Origin of the sequence: Streptomyces sp. NPDC046866, from assembly GCF_040704625.1 — a bacterium.
Classification (GTDB): domain Bacteria; phylum Actinomycetota; class Actinomycetes; order Streptomycetales; family Streptomycetaceae; genus Streptomyces.
The window spans coordinates 63737-78402 of sequence record NZ_JBEYXN010000001.1; the positions used below are offsets into that span (position 1 = coordinate 63737).

Annotated in this window: 12 protein-coding genes and 3 tRNA genes; 6 read left to right on the plus strand and 9 right to left on the minus strand. The window is 73.3% G+C overall.

The genetic code is table 11. The features are described from left to right. Positions 1–7 precede the first annotated feature (7 nt). The 5 genes from AB0953_RS00280 to purS all read right to left on the minus strand — a co-directional run bounded on the left by AB0953_RS00280 (position 8) and on the right by purS (position 5415). Complete coding sequence (locus AB0953_RS00280) at positions 8–796, minus strand: sterol carrier family protein (protein ID WP_366857097.1); 789 nt, start codon at positions 794–796, stop codon at positions 8–10. Between the two features lie 17 nt (positions 797–813). Continuing rightward, positions 814–2091 carry a hypothetical protein gene (locus AB0953_RS00285; RefSeq protein WP_366857098.1) on the minus strand — a complete coding sequence of 426 codons (1278 nt, stop codon included), beginning with the start codon at positions 2089–2091 and terminating at the stop codon, positions 814–816. Positions 2092–2246: 155 nt separating this feature from the next. Next, positions 2247–4496: a phosphoribosylformylglycinamidine synthase subunit PurL gene (gene purL, locus AB0953_RS00290; RefSeq protein WP_366857099.1), complete on the minus strand. Its 2250-nt coding sequence runs from the start codon at positions 4494–4496 to the stop codon at positions 2247–2249. After that, positions 4493–5173, minus strand: coding sequence for a phosphoribosylformylglycinamidine synthase subunit PurQ (gene purQ, locus AB0953_RS00295; protein ID WP_366857100.1), 681 nt, complete (start codon positions 5171–5173; stop codon positions 4493–4495). The genes purL and purQ overlap by 4 nt, the downstream gene beginning before the upstream one ends. Next, positions 5170–5415, minus strand: a complete 246-nt coding sequence (gene purS / locus AB0953_RS00300; protein WP_179174904.1) for a phosphoribosylformylglycinamidine synthase subunit PurS — start codon at positions 5413–5415, stop codon at positions 5170–5172. Before purS ends, purQ begins: the two co-directional genes overlap by 4 nt. 348 nt (positions 5416–5763) lie before the next feature. Here purS and AB0953_RS00305 point away from each other — a divergent pair, with 348 nt between their 5' ends. From AB0953_RS00305 to AB0953_RS00330, 6 genes are all read left to right on the plus strand, one after another. Then, entirely contained in the window at positions 5764–6081 is a 318-nt protein-coding gene (locus AB0953_RS00305) for an Lsr2 family protein (RefSeq protein ID WP_366857101.1), read from the plus strand. Positions 6082–6224: 143 nt separating this feature from the next. Continuing rightward, positions 6225–6296, plus strand: a tRNA-Gly gene (locus AB0953_RS00310). A gap of 80 nt (positions 6297–6376) precedes the next feature. Further along, positions 6377–6449: transfer RNA gene (locus tag AB0953_RS00315), tRNA-Gly, on the plus strand. A gap of 183 nt (positions 6450–6632) precedes the next feature. Then, positions 6633–7868, plus strand: a complete 1236-nt coding sequence (locus AB0953_RS00320; RefSeq protein ID WP_366857102.1) for a histidine kinase — start codon at positions 6633–6635, stop codon at positions 7866–7868. Further along, positions 7865–8476, plus strand: coding sequence for a response regulator transcription factor (locus AB0953_RS00325; RefSeq protein WP_366857103.1), 612 nt, complete (start codon positions 7865–7867; stop codon positions 8474–8476). The genes AB0953_RS00320 and AB0953_RS00325 overlap by 4 nt, the downstream gene beginning before the upstream one ends. A gap of 22 nt (positions 8477–8498) precedes the next feature. Next, a tRNA-Gly gene (locus AB0953_RS00330) sits at positions 8499–8571 on the plus strand. Between the two features lie 57 nt (positions 8572–8628). Here the strand turns inward: AB0953_RS00330 and AB0953_RS00335 are convergent. The 4 genes from AB0953_RS00335 to purD form a co-directional block, all read right to left on the minus strand. After that, positions 8629–9531, minus strand: coding sequence for a phosphoribosylaminoimidazolesuccinocarboxamide synthase (locus AB0953_RS00335; protein ID WP_366857104.1), 903 nt, complete (start codon positions 9529–9531; stop codon positions 8629–8631). Between the two features lie 76 nt (positions 9532–9607). After that, positions 9608–11083: a N,N-dimethylformamidase beta subunit family domain-containing protein gene (locus AB0953_RS00340; RefSeq protein WP_366857105.1), complete on the minus strand. Its 1476-nt coding sequence runs from the start codon at positions 11081–11083 to the stop codon at positions 9608–9610. 294 nt (positions 11084–11377) lie between these two features. Then, positions 11378–13006, minus strand: a complete 1629-nt coding sequence (locus tag AB0953_RS00345) for a hypothetical protein (protein ID WP_366857107.1) — start codon at positions 13004–13006, stop codon at positions 11378–11380. A 377-nt stretch (positions 13007–13383) separates the two neighbouring features. Continuing rightward, positions 13384–14646, minus strand: coding sequence for a phosphoribosylamine--glycine ligase (gene purD, locus AB0953_RS00350; RefSeq protein WP_366857108.1), 1263 nt, complete (start codon positions 14644–14646; stop codon positions 13384–13386). Between the last annotated feature and the right edge of the window lie 20 nt (positions 14647–14666).

The following is a 14666-nucleotide window of genomic DNA, read 5'->3' on the forward strand; positions in this document are numbered from 1 at the left end:
GGGTGCGTCAGCTCATCACCGGCAGGAGCGCCGCCAGGTCGGCCCGCTCGCCACTGGCCCTGACCTGCGCGTCCGCCACCGCCGAGGCCCAGTCCGTACGGCCGGTGGCCAGCCGGATCCAGGTCAGCGGGTCGGTCTCCACCACGTTGGGCGGGGTGCCGCGCGTGTGGCGGGGACCCTCGATGCACTGGACCACGGCGAAGGGCGGGATGCGCAGCTCCACCGAGCCGCCCGGCGCCTTGAGCGCCAGGGCGTCGGCGAGGAGACGGGTGCCGGCGGCCAGGGCCTGCCGCTCGATCGGGATGTCCGTCCCGGCGGCCCGGTTGAGGTCGTCCGTGTGGACCACCAGCTCCACCGCCCGGGTGACGAGGAAGTCGGCCAGGGTCATGTCCCCGACCCACAGGTCCAGGACCCGGTGGCCCGGGTTGGCGGCCAGCGCCTTCTCCATGCGGGCGCCGGCCTGTTCGAACAGCTCGGGCAGGGGCGCGCCCTCCAGGGTCTCCTTGGCCGCCTCCGCGATCTTCCCGGCGAGGGAGGCGGTGGCGAAGGGCCACTCCACGGCCGCCAGCTCGGGCACGGCCGCCGGCGGGCGGGCCAGCCCGGCGGCGAGGGAGTCGGCGATCCACGCGATGTGCGCGGCCAGGTCGGCCACCGTCCAGGCGCCGAGCCCGGTGCCGCGTCCGAGCTGGTCGGGGGTCAGTTCCCGGACGGCGTCGCAGATGTGGCCGAACTGCGCGGTGACGGCCGCGCGGATCTTCGCGGCGTCGTAGCTACGGGTGCGGGTCCTGGATGCCATGCGGCGAGTCTGCCCGATCAGTCGCCGCCGCCGCAGCCGCCTCCGCAGCTGCTGCCGCAACTGCTCCCGCAACTGCTGTCGCTGCCGCAGCTCGATGACGACCCGCAGCCGGAGCCGCCGCCGTCGGACGAGGACCGCTCGGCCCGGCGGGCCTTCTCCTCCTCCGCCTCCGTGCGGCGCCGAAGGCGGTACGAGGTCCCGGCGGGGCTTCCGGCGTACCGGCCGCCCCGGCGGCCGGCCAGCAGGGGAGCGGCCGCCACCCAGGTGGTGATCCGGGTGTTCCCGCCGAAGACCGCTCCCTCGAGGACCACCTCCGCGCCCTCGTACGGCGTCCCGTACATGATCGCCTCGAAGGGCTCGCTGTGGTGGTCGATGTCGTGGTGGTCCCTGCGCAGCTGCTCCTCGGTGCCGCCGAGCAGGGTCCGCTCCCCCTCGCACGTGTTCGCGAACCGGTCGCGGCAGGCGATGAGCGGCAGCGCGGAGGAGGTGCGGGCATCGGGGTACAGCCAGAGGCGGAAGTCCAGGTCGGCACGGACGCCGACGACGAGGGCCGGCTGCGGGGCCTTCCGCAGGCGGCGGGCGGCGAGGTGGGCGGCCACGCCCCGGCCGAGCAGCGGAACGCCGGGGACGAGCAGCAGCATGGCGAGGACCTGCTGGCCCGCGGCGTCGTACGGGATGCCCGGCCCCGCGCCGAGGTCCCGGGCCAGTCCCCAGGCGAGGAGGGCCGCCGCGCCGAGGCTGAGCACGCCGCCGGTCGCGATCAGCGGCAGGCCGCGGCGGCGGTGGCCGTCCGGGAGCTTCCCGGGCAGCGGGTGGCGGGCCTTGCCGGCGGCGGCGAGCACGAGGTCCCGCCGGCGCCTGCGGGAGCGCAGCCGCACCAGAACCCCGGTGAAGGCGTACGCGCACACGGCGATGACCAGCCCGTTGCCGGCCCGGCCGGCGGTGTCGTCGGCCGCGCGCCCGGCGAACCCGAACGCGGCGTACCCGGCGAGCACCGGTGCGGCGAGAGCGGTCGCGACCGGGATCAGCCGGAACCACAGGGGCAGGCCGAGCAGCAGGACCGCCGGGAGGTAGCCGTACCAGGAGGTGCCGACCTCCTCCACTGCCGGATCGTTCCACCCGAGCAGGACGGCCGCCGCGCAGACCAGCGCGGCCAGCGCCCAGCCGCCGGCGGCGGGGGCGAACACCGGGGGAACGCCCGCCCGGCGGTAGCGCTCGGCAGCGACGGGATCCCAGCTCGCAACGCCGCCGAGGGGTATCGCGGCTGGGGGAAGGTACTTGACGTGGTCGGACACGGGGTCAGTATGCGAACGGGCAGGTCACGGCCCGAGGGGCGGCGCGCTACGGAACCGCAACGACCGCTTCGGCCGGCGAGGGCGCGCGGCGAACGGCCGGGGCCCCGCCCACGGCGTGGACGGGGCCCCGTACCGCTCGAACGGGAACGAACCGATCAGGCCAGCAGGGCCGGGATCGTCGCCTCGTGGGCCTCGCGGAGCTCGGCCAGCGGAATCGTGAACTCGCCCTGGACCTCGATCTCGTCACCGTCCACCACGCCGATGCGGGTGGCGGGCAGACCGCGCGCACCGCACATGTCGGTGAAGCGGAGCTCCTCGCTGCGCGGGACGGCCACGATGGCCCGGCCCGCCGACTCGGAGAACAGGAAGGTGAACGCGTCCAGGCCCTCCGGCACCACGATCCGTGCACCGTTGCCGCCGCGCAGACAGGACTCGGTGAGCGCCTGGACCACGCCGCCGTCGGACAGGTCGTGCGCGGCGTCGATCATGCCGTCGCGGGAGGCGGAGATCAGGATCTCCGCGAGCAGCTTCTCGCGGCCCAGGTCCACCTTGGGCGGCAGGCCGCCGAGGTGGTCGTGGACGACCTGCGACCAGGCCGAGCCGCCGAACTCCTCGGCGGTGTCGCCGAGCAGGTACAGCAGCTGGCCGGCCTCCGCGAACGCCATCGGCGTACGGCGGTTGACGTCGTCGATCACACCGAGGACCGCCACGACCGGGGTCGGGTGGATCGCGGTGTCGCCGGTCTGGTTGTACAGCGAGACGTTGCCGCCGGTGACCGGGGTGCCCAGCTCCAGGCAGCCGTCGGCGAGACCGCGGGTGGCCTCGGCGAACTGCCACATGACGCCCGGGTCCTCCGGCGAGCCGAAGTTGAGGCAGTCGGAGATCGCGAGGGGCTTGGCGCCGGTCGCGGCGACGTTGCGGTACGCCTCGGCCAGGGCCAGCTGCGCGCCCGTGTACGGGTCGAGCTTGGCGTAGCGGCCGTTGCCGTCGGTGGCCATGGCGACGCCGAGGTTGGACTCCTCGTCGATGCGGACCATGCCCGCGTCCTCGGGCTGCGCGAGGACGGTGTTGCCCTGCACGAAGCGGTCGTACTGGTCGGTGACCCACGACTTCGAGGCCTGGTTCGGGGACGAGACCAGCGCCAGGACCTGCGCGCGCAGCTCCTCGGAGGTCTGCGGGCGGGGCAGCTTGTTCGCGTCGTCGGCCTGGAGGGCGTCCTGCCACTCGGGGCGGGCGTACGGGCGGTGGTAGACCGGGCCCTCGTGGGCGACGGTGCCCGGGGGCACGTCCACGATCTGCTCGCCGTGCCAGAAGATCTCCAGGCGCTCGCCGTCGGTCACCTCACCGATGACGGTGGCGATGACGTCCCACTTCTCGCAGATCTCCATGAAGCGGTCGACGTGCTGCGGCTCGACGATCGCGCACATGCGCTCCTGCGACTCGCTCATGAGGATCTCCTCGGGCGAGAGCGTCGCGTCGCGCAGCGGGACGGTGTCGAGCTCGACGCGCATGCCGCCGGAGCCGGCGGAGGCCAGCTCGGAGGTGGCGCAGGACAGGCCGGCGCCGCCGAGGTCCTGGATGCCCGCGACCAGCTTCTCCTTGAAGATCTCCAGGGTGCACTCGATGAGGAGCTTCTCCTGGAAGGGGTCGCCGACCTGGACGGCGGGGCGCTTGGTGGGCTTGGTGTCGTCGAAGGTCTCGGACGCGAGGACCGAGACGCCGCCGATGCCGTCGCCGCCGGTGCGGGCGCCGTAGAGGATGACCTTGTTGCCGGGGCCGGAGGCCTTGGCGAGGTGGATGTCCTCGTGCTTCATCACGCCGATGCAGCCGGCGTTGACCAGCGGGTTGCCCTGGTAGCAGGCGTCGAAGACGACCTCGCCGCCGATGTTGGGCAGGCCCAGGCAGTTGCCGTAGCCGCCGATGCCCGCGACGACGCCCGGCAGGACGCGCTTGGTGTCGGGGTGGTCGGCCGCGCCGAAGCGCAGCGGGTCCACGACGGCGACGGGGCGGGCACCCATGGCGAGGATGTCGCGGACGATGCCGCCGACGCCGGTGGCCGCACCCTGGTAGGGCTCGATGTACGAGGGGTGGTTGTGCGACTCGACCTTGAAGGTGACCGCGTAACCCTGGCCGACGTCGACGACGCCGGCGTTCTCGCCGATGCCGACGAGCATGGCGTCGTTCTGGGGGGCCTTCTCGCCGAACTGCTTCAGGTGGACCTTGCTGCTCTTGTACGAGCAGTGCTCGGACCACATGACGGAGTACATGGCGAGCTCGGCGCCCGTGGGCCGGCGTCCGAGGATCTCGCGGATGCGCTGGTACTCGTCCTCCTTGAGGCCGAGTTCCTTCCAGGGCTGCGCCGAGTCCGGGGTCTCGGCGGCGTGCTTGACGGTGTCCAGAGTCATGCGGAGACCAGCTTCTTCAGGATCGAGGTGAAGAATCCGAGGCCGTCGGTACGGCCGGTACCGACCAGCGGCTCCACCGCGTGCTCGGGGTGCGGCATGAGGCCCACGACGTTGCCCGCGGCGTTGGTGATGCCGGCGATGTCGTTCAGCGACCCGTTGGGGTTGAAGTCCAGGTAGCGGAAGGCCACGCGGCCCTCGCCCTCCAGTTCGTCCAGGGTGCGCTGGTCGGCGACGTAGCGGCCGTCCATGTTCTTGAGCGGGACGGAGATCTCCTGGCCCTGCTCGTAGTCGCCGGTCCAGGAGGTCCCGGCGTTCTCGACGCGGAGCTTCTGGTCGCGGCAGATGAAGTGCAGGTGGTTGTTGCGGAGCATCGCGCCCGGCAGCAGGTGGGCCTCGGTGAGGACCTGGAAGCCGTTGCAGATGCCCAGGACCGGCATGCCGGCCTTGGCCTGCTCGATGACGGTCTCCATCACCGGCGAGAACCGGGAGATGGCACCGGCGCGCAGGTAGTCGCCGTAGGAGAAGCCGCCCGCGAGGACGACCGCGTCGACCTGGTGCAGGTCCTTGTCGCGGTGCCACAGCGAGACCGGCTCCGCGCCCGCGAGGCGGACGGCGCGCAGCGAGTCACGGTCGTCGAGCGTTCCGGGGAACGTGACGACACCGATGCGAGCGGTCACGACTCCACCTTGACGACGAAGTCTTCGATGACGGTGTTGGCGAGGAACGTTTCGGCCATCTTGTGGATGCGGTCGAGGGCGGCCTGGTCGACCGGACCCTCCACTTCCAGCTCGAAGCGCTTCCCCTGGCGGACGTCGGCGATGCCCTCGAAGCCCAGGCGCGGCAGTGCACGCTGCACCGCCTGGCCCTGGGGGTCGAGGATCTCCGGCTTGAGCATGACGTCGACTACGACGCGTGCCACTGGCACTCCCGATGGGTGGTTGGTGCGAAGGCGGTTCCTTCAGCGTACCCGCCCCAAATTTCTACGCGGGTAGATTTCCCCGGGCCGCCGTCCGGCCCCCGTTTCGGCTTCACCAACGCTTCGCAAAATCCGCCGGAAAACCGCGCACCCGGCATTGCGGCGGGACACGCGGAGAGAATTAACTGGGCTTCGCAATGCAATGGGAATCGAGGTACAAAGGAATCCCCGAGGCGGCGGTATTTGCCGTTCCGCAACGGGGACGGAAAGATGCATTGCTCCGAAACATCCACATCAGCGACATCGCCGCACGTCAACGCGGGACGACGTCGCACGAAGGGACCGATATCCGTGGCGCAGCGCGTAGTGGTCACGATCTCCGACGACATCGACGGCGGAGAAGCGGCGGAAACGGTCGCGTTCGGGCTCGACGGTAAGTCGTACGAGATCGACCTGAATCTGGCCAACGCAAAGAAACTGCGGAAGACGCTCGCCCCGTACGTGGCCGCCGGCCGCCGCAAGGCCCGCTCCGGGAAGGCCTTCAAGCACACCTCCCTGGCCCCGGACCCGGCGGTCGTCCGGGCCTGGGCCCGCTCCCACGACTTCGACGTGCCGCCGCGGGGCAGGATCCCGAAGCGGGTCTACGAGGCGTACAACGAGGCCCACTGAGTCCACGGCCGACGGTCCCGGGGCGGGCCCCGGGGGCGGGCCGGCGCGGACCTGCGGGCGGATTTGGCATCCACCCCCTCCGATCCGCTAGTGTGTGGATCACGCCGAGGGGCGAGACCGCAGGTCAGAGCCTCGAAGGTCGTGCGGGTGTAGTTCAGTAGCAGAACATCCCCCTTCCAGGGGGAAGGCGCAGTGTGCGATCCCTGTCACCCGCTCTGCAACGCTTTACCGACCACTCCGGTGGATCGGGTAGAGTGATGCACGCATCGCCCGGCGGTACCGCCGAAGCGGGCATGCGGACGTAGCTCAGTTGGTAGAGCACCACCTTGCCAAGGTGGATGTCGCGAGTTCGAGTCTCGTCGTCCGCTCAGAGGACAAAGGCCCTGATCATCGATCAGGGCCTTTGTCGTATGCGCGAAAGCACGGCGCAACCGCCCGGCCCTGACAAATGTCATCAGGACCGATGACCGCGGCACGCGTGCTGCGGCCGGGGAGCCGCCAGGCTTGGGTCATGGGGAACGACGCCCGCCGAGGGCGAGGGGGAATCGGGGATGGGAAGCGTGTCCAAGCTGACCGGGTGGTGGCAGGGCCGCAGCAGCGCCGCGAAGGTCGAGCTGTACACCCGCTGGTCGTTCCACTTGATGATGGCCTTCCAGACACTGGGCATACTGACCGGACTCGGGCCCGAGATCCCCTCGACCGCCTCCACCATGCTCGTCGTGCCCTGCGTCGTGCACATCGCGCTGTGCGGACTGCTGTCCTCCAGGGCGCTGGACTGGGCCCTCGGCCGGCGCGAGCGCCCCGTGCGGCTGGCCACCGCCCTCGGCGCGCTCACCGCCGCCGAGATCGTCGGGCTGCTGGCGCTGCGCGCCGCCGGGGCGATCACCCAGGAGGGGGCCACCCCCGCCCTGGTCGTCAACCTGGTCGCCTTCGCCTCGGGTTCCCTGACCCTGGCCCTGCCCAGGGTGCGGCACATGCTCTGCATCCCGCCCGCGGCCACAGCCCTCGCCGCCTGCGCGGCGCTGGCCGCCGGCCGCTCCGCCGGGGAAGCGGCCGGCTACGCGCTCGGCGTCTTCCTCACCAGCCTGCTGCTCACCCTGGCCTGCGGCTTCTCCTCCTGGCTGCTGCGGACCGTGTACGAACTGGACCACGCCCGGGACGCCCAGGCCCGGCTCGCGGTGGCCGAGGAGCGGCTGCGCTTCGGGCGCGACCTGCACGACGTGATGGGCCGCAACCTCGCGGTGATCGCGCTCAAGAGCGAGCTCGCCGTCCAGCTGGCCCGGCGCGAACGGCCCGAGGCCGTCGACCAGATGGTCGAGGTCCAGAGGATCGCCCGGGAGTCGCAGCGCGAGGTCCGCGACGTCGTCCGCGGCTACCGGGAGGCCGACCTCGCCGCGGAGCTCGAGGGCGCGCGCGGCGTGCTGGCCGCGGCGGGGATGGACTGCCGGGTGGAGGTCGACTCCGGCCGCAGCCTGCGTCCCGAGGTCCAGTCGGCGCTGGGCTGGGTGGTGCGGGAGGCGACCACGAACGTCCTGCGGCACGGCGACGCCCGCTCCTGCCTGATCCGGCTCACCGCCCCGGAGGCGGGCGCGCTCACGCTGGTGGTGGAGAACGACGGCGCCCCCGAGGCCCCGGCCGGGCCGCCGGGATCCGGCCTCGCCGGGCTGCGGGAGCGGCTCGCCGTGCTCGACGGCACCCTGGAGGCCGGCCCGGCGGGCGGCGGCCGGTTCCGGCTACGGGCCCGGATCCCCGAACGGCACCTGCAAGAACCGGAGGCACGGGTGTGAGCCCCGTACGCGTACTGCTCGCCGACGACGAGCACCTGATCCGCGGCGCGCTCGCCGCCCTGCTGGCCCTGGAGGACGACCTCCTGGTCGTCGCCGAGGCCGCTTCGGGGCCGGAGGCGCTCGCGATGGCCCGGGCCCACCGGCCCGACATCGCGGTTCTGGACCTCCAGATGCCGGGGGCGGACGGTGTGAGTGTGGCCACATCACTCAAGGCCGAACTCCCCGACTGCAAAACCATGATCGTCACCAGTCACGGCCGGCCCGGCCACCTCAAGCGGGCCCTGGCGGCGGGCGTGCGCGCGTTCGCGCCGAAAACCGTCTCGGCGCAGCGGCTGGCGGAACTGATCCGCACGGTCCACGCGGGAGGCCGGTACGTGGACCCGGAGTTGGCCGCCGACGCGATCAGCGCCGGGGACTCGCCGCTGACCGCGCGCGAGGCCGAGGTGCTGGAGCTCGCCGGGGACGGCGCGCCGATCGCGGAGATCGCCGAGCGGGCCCACCTCTCCCAGGGCACCGTACGCAACTACCTGTCGTCGGCGGCCTCGAAGCTGGGCGCGGAGAACCGGCACACCGCAGTGCGTCTCGCACGGGAGCGAGGTTGGGTATAGTGGTTCCCGCGCTACGGCGCATGCGGACATAGCTCAGTTGGTAGAGCACCACCTTGCCAAGGTGGATGTCGCGAGTTCGAGTCTCGTTGTCCGCTCCGCGAAGAAGCCCCCGGTCCTCGACCGGGGGCTTCCTCATGTCCCCACGCCGTTCCTTACGACCACTCCTGCCCGGTGAGCCGCTCGTACGCCTCGATGTACTTGGCGCTGGTCTGCTCGACGACCTCCTGCGGCAGCGCCGGCGGCGGCAGTTCGCCCTTCCGGTCCCAGCCGGACTCCGGGGAGGACAGCCAGTTGCGGACGAACTGCTTGTCGAAGGAGGGCTGCGTACGGCCCGGCTCCCACTGGTCGGCCGGCCAGAAGCGGGAGGAGTCCGGGGTCAGCACCTCGTCGGCGGCGACCAGCGTGCCGTCCGTGTCGAAACCGAACTCGAACTTGGTGTCGGCGAGGATGATGCCCCGCTCGCGCGCGATGTCCCGGGCCCGCCCGTAGACGGCCAGGGTGGTCTGGCGCAGCAGCGCCGCGGTCTCGGCGCCGGTGGTCCGCGCGACCTCCTCGTAGGAGACGTTCTCGTCGTGCTCGCCGACCTCGGCCTTGGCGGCCGGGGTGAAGATCGGGGCGGGCAGCTCGGAGCCGTCCACGAGCCCCTCGGGCAGGGCGAGTCCGCACACCGTCCGGGTCTGCTCGTACTCGGCGAGCCCGGAGCCGGTCAGGTAGCCGCGGGCCACGCACTCGACGGGCACCATCTGCAGGTTCTTGCAGACGAGGGTGCGGCCGGCCCAGTCGGCGGGGGCGCCCTCGGGCAGCTCCGTCCCGATCACGTGGTTCGGTACGAGGTCCGCGAGCTGGTCGAACCACCACAGCGAGAGCTGCGTCAGGACGCGGCCCTTGTCCGGGATCTCGGTGGGCAGTACCCAGTCGAAGGCGGACATCCGGTCGCTGGCGACCATGACGAGGTTGCCGTCCCCGTCGCGGTAGAGGTCGCGCACCTTCCCGGTGTGGAGGTGGACGAGGCCGGGAACCTGAACCGGCTCGGGCTTTTCGACGAATCCGGACACGGGGTCTCCCTGTGGTTCTGTACGAGCGCAGCCCCATTGTCCCGTACGCCCCACCCGGCGCGTGCGACGGGGCTGCTCAGTCCCTCTTGCAGATCCGGTCGAGGAGGTTCGCGGTGGCCCGCTGGATCCGCTCGTCGACGTGCCCCGGGCGGTCCAGGGCCGGGGACCAGGCGAAGGTGCCGGACGCGAAGACCAGGGCCCCGCTGGGCGCCCGGTACAGGGACGTCTCCTGGTGCCGCTTGGCGCCCTCGCCGTCCCGGTACGGGGAGTGGGCGAGCAGGATCCGCTCCAGGTGCTCGGGCAGCTGGGTGCGCGGGAAGTACCGGTCGGCCTCGCCCGCGACGAGCCCGGGCAGTTCGTCGTTCTCGGCGGCGCCGGTCGACTCCCAGAGCCAGTGGTCGGCATTGCGCACGATCAGGGGCGCGGGCTCGGGGACCCGTCCCGCGTACTGGATGCCGAGCAGCAGCTGCTCCGGCCGGTCGACCTCGCGCCACAGGCTGGGCCGGCCGGGGCCGCGGCGTTTTCGGCAGGTCAGCAGCCGGTCCTGCACCCCGGATGCCGAGGGGGCCAGCTCGACCTGCCAGTACATGGTGTTGGCGGAGAGGAAGACCAGGGAGGTGCCGCGGTCCCGGGCCCGCTCCACGGTCCGGCGCATCGCGGCCGACCAGTACTCGTCGTGACCGGGGAAGACCAGCCCCCGGTAGCGGGCGGGATCGACGCGGCCGGCGTGCAGGTCGCGCGTGTCCGCATAGGAGAGGTCGTAGCCGTACCGCTCCGCCCACCGGATGAAGTCGTAGGCGTGCCCCACGTGCAGCGGCAGCCCGGCCCCCGCGTAGGGCCGGTCGAAGGAGACGGTCACCGCGGCGTCCTGCTCCCCCAGCAGCCGGCCGTCCTCGTCCCAGGCGTGGTAGAGGCTCGCGCCGGTCCGGCCGTCCTCCGGGTACAGGTTGTAGGCCTGCCAGGTGATGTCGGGCAGCAGCAGCAGGAGGTCGGCCGGGCGGTCGTCGCGCACGGTGAAGGGGATGTGCGAGCGGTACCCGTCCGCCGTCGTCAGCACGGCCACGTACGCGCCCGGGTTCCAGTACGTCGGCACCTGCAGCCGCCAGGACAGCCACCAGTGGTGGCAGGACACGGTCCGGTCGGCGGTCAGCGGAGCGGGCTGGACGATCCCGGACAGCCGCGGACTGGTGGTGACCTTCGCGGCGCCGTCGCCCCCGTAGTGGCCGATCCGGTAGACGTCCACGGAGAACTGCTGGGGCGGATCCACGGTGATGTGGAAGTCGATCGCCTCCCCGGGGGCCACCGCCCCCGTGGAGGTGAACCCCTTGATCTGCCGGTGCACGTCGTCCGCGGTCCGCGGGCCTCCGCCGGAGCCGCGCGGCGGCCGTCCGGGGGCCAGGGCCGGGTCCACGTACCAGGGCACGACGTGCCCGGTGTCGTCGAAGTACACCTCGCTGCCGCGGAACCACGGCAGCGGCCCCTGGCCGAAGGGATCGTTCACCGCATGGGCGAGTGCCCCTGACTCCCATCGCCGAATCCGGTCCGCACCCATTTCCGCGCCCCTCCCTCGCTCCCCCGAACGGTCTCGTCCACGGCGCGGCATCGGCCGCGGCCGATCCCAGCACATCACATAACGCACTCATTCCGTCACCGTTCGCCACAACCGGCCTCCGACAGCCGCCCGCGGGCGGAAGCGCGCGGCAGCGGACGGGCGCGCGCCGCAGCGGCAGGAGAGGACCAGCGGGAGGGGGAGGGGCAGCGGGAGGGGGAACGGGAGCAGCGAAAGGGCAAGGCGCCGGGCCACGGGTGGGAAGGGAAGCGGGGGAGAGCGCGCTGGGGGGCAACCTCAGACCAGCCGGATCGGCTTCTCGGGGCGGACGCCGAGCTCCGTCAGCCAGTCCCGCAGCGGACCGGGGTCCCCGTCCTCCACCAGGCTCAGCACCCGCGGCGCCAGATCGGAGCGCCGCTCGCCGCCGACCAGCAGGACGGGGCCGTCGAGCCAGTCCAGGCCCGGACCGGCTCCGACGCAGTCCACGGCCGCGCAGCACACCATCGCCGTCACGTGGTCGGCCAGCAGGTCCCGGCCGCTGCGCGGCGGCTGCAGCGGGAACAGCGGCAGGGCATCCACCCCGCGCGCCCCGCACCCGCCGCGGCCGCCCGCGCCGGCGCCCGCACCGCTGCGGGAACGGGAACGTTCCTCCCGGGCCAGGTCCCCGCTCAGCCGTCCGGCCAGCGCCTCCCCGGCGCCCCCGTCACCGCCCGCGAGGTAGTCCATCACCCTGTCCAGCGTGGGCCCGGCCCCCGGCGGCACGGCGAGGGCGTCCAGCGCCCCGTGCAGCCGGGCCGCCTCCGCCCGCCACGTACGGTCCACGACCTCTTCGGGATAGGCCGCCCAGTCCACCGGGGCCCAGTCCGGCCCCGCTTCGGCCGGCCCGCCGTGGAAGAGCCGCGCCGCGAGCAGCGAGGCCGCCCGGTCGACCTCCCCCGGCCGCTCCAGCAGGTCGCACGCGGGCCGCTCGCCGAGCCGCGAGGCGAACCCGTCGGCCAGCCGGTCGCGCCGGGACAGCTCGGTCAGCGCCGAGACGACCCCGGCGTCGAGGTGGGAGGGCCACCGGCCCATCCGCCAGGCGGGCAGGGCGACCCGGGTCAGCAGCCGGTCCCAGCCCGCGTACGCGAGGCCGACCTGCTCCTGGGCGACGATCCGCACCCCGTAGTCCACGCGCTGCGCCCGCTCCGAGGCGGCCGCGGCGACCCCCCGCTCCATCTCGGCGGCGTCCACCCGGCACAGCCGCAGCAGCAGCCGCGCCGCCCCGCCGATCCAGCCGAGGCCGGGCCGGCTGCCCACGTCCGCGGCGGCGTCCAGCCCGCGGACGAAGCCCCGGGCATCGGCTATGTCGGGGTGCGCCGAGGGCCCCGTACCGGCGACGACCGGCGCGAGCACGGCCCGCAGCTCGGCCACCCTCATCCACCACAGGAACGGGGACCCGATCACCAGCACGGGAGCCGCCCCGGGCGCGGCCTCGGGGCCGACGGCTATGGCACGGGCGGGACGCCGGTGCGCCGCATGCGTGCGGTCCTCCAGCCAGCTGTCGCAGTCCGGGGTGAGGGCTATCGCCGACGGCGCCGGCACCTCCATCCGGTCCGCCAGATCGCGCACCAGGCGGTACAGGTCCGGCGCCTCCGCCTCGGGCAGGGGAACCGTCGGGGTCAGCGCGGGCCCCGCCCGCACCACCACCGCGGCGAAGACCCCGCCGACGAGGAGCACCACCGCGGCCACGACGCACACGACGGCGGTCACCAGCGGCCAGGGATCCCCGGCGAGCCGCCCCGTCATGCGGGCGCTCACCAGGACCACCGCGAGCGCGGCGGGCAGCAGTCCGACGGCCAGTGCCCTGCTGCGCACCCGCAGCACGGCCAGGGCCCGGGAGCGCGCGGACGGCACGCCCCCTTCCAGATACGAACCGGTTCCGGACACGGCCGGACCTCACCCCCTCTGCCCTGCGGCGGTTTTGCTCACTCCCCCACTGTGACACCCGCCACTGACATCGCAATGCCGGTGGGCCAAGTGCCGGAATGCTTGCGCCGCACCCTAGTTGGGGAGCGCCCGGCAGTCAGCCGGACCACCCGACGATCACCCGATGGAATGGCTTTGGGTAAAGCTGGCTGCGTTCGAACGCGGCCGGATGCACTCGCACACGCACGCACGCGCGCTCCCCCGGCCCGGCCCCCCGCTCATCGGGCCGCACCGGCCCCCGCACATGCGGGCGGGCCCGGTGCGCACGCGGGTGCGCACCGGGCCCGCCCGGAATCCGCGTCGGATCCGCCCCGGATCCGCGTCGGGTCCCCTGCCGCTCAGCGCCCGGCGGCCGCCTCGGCCGCCTTCGCCGCGATGTCCGTCCGGTGCTGCGACCCCTCCAGCCGGATCCGGTCGACGGCCTTATACGCCTTCGTCCTGGCTTCCGCCAGGTCGGAACCGGTCGCCGTCACCGACAGCACGCGCCCGCCCGCGCTGACGACCGCGTCGCCCTCGCGCCGGGTCCCGGCGTGCAGCACGTACGCGTCGGGCCCGTCCTCGGCCGCGACCTCGTCCAGGCCCTCGATCGGGTCGCCGGTCCGCGGGGTGCCCGGGTAGTTGTGGGAGGCGATGACCACCGTGACGGCCGCGTCCTCGCGCCACACGAGCGGCGGCTGGGCGTCCAGGGTGCCGTTGGCGGCGCGCAGCAGCACCCCTGCGAGCGGGGTGCGCAGCCGGGCCAGGACGACCTGCGTCTCGGGGTCGCCGAAGCGGGCGTTGAACTCGATGACGCGCACGCCGCGCGAGGTGATCGCGAGACCGGCGTACAGCAGGCCGGAGAACGGGGTGCCGCGGCGGCGCAGCTCGTCCACGGTCGGCTGGAGCACCGTCTCCAGCACCTCGTCGACCAGCTTCGGGTCGGCCCAGGGCAGCGGCGAGTAGGCGCCCATGCCGCCGGTGTTGGGGCCCTCGTCGCCGTCGAGCGCGCGCTTGAAGTCCTGCGCGGGCTGGAGCGGGAGGACGGTGACGCCGTCGGTGATGGCGAAGAGCGACACCTCGGGACCGTCGAGGTACTCCTCGATGACGACCCGGTCGCAGGCCAGCGCATGGGCGCGGGCGGCCTCCAGGTCCTCGGTGACGACGACGCCCTTGCCGGCCGCGAGGCCGTCGTCCTTGACCACGTAGGGGGCGCCGAAGGCGTCGAGGGCCTCGTCCACCTCCTCCGGCGTGGTGCACACGTAGCTGCGGGCGGTCGGGACGCCGGCCGCCGCCATGACGTCCTTGGCGAACGCCTTGGAGCCCTCCAGCTGCGCGGCCTCGGCCGACGGGCCGAAGACGGGGATACCGGCGGCGCGCACGGCGTCGGCGACGCCGGCGACCAGGGGCGCCTCGGGGCCGACGACGACCAGGTCGGCGCCGAGGTCGGTGGCGAGGGCGGCCACGGCCGCGCCGTCGAGGGCGTCGACCGGGCGCAGCTCCGCCACCTCGGCGATGCCGGCGTTGCCGGGAGCGCAGTACAGCGCGTTGACGTCGGGGTCGAGGGACAGGGAGCGGCACAGGGCGTGTTCGCGGGCGCCGCCGCCGATGACGAGGACCTTCACGCCATGCAGCCTAGCCCGCC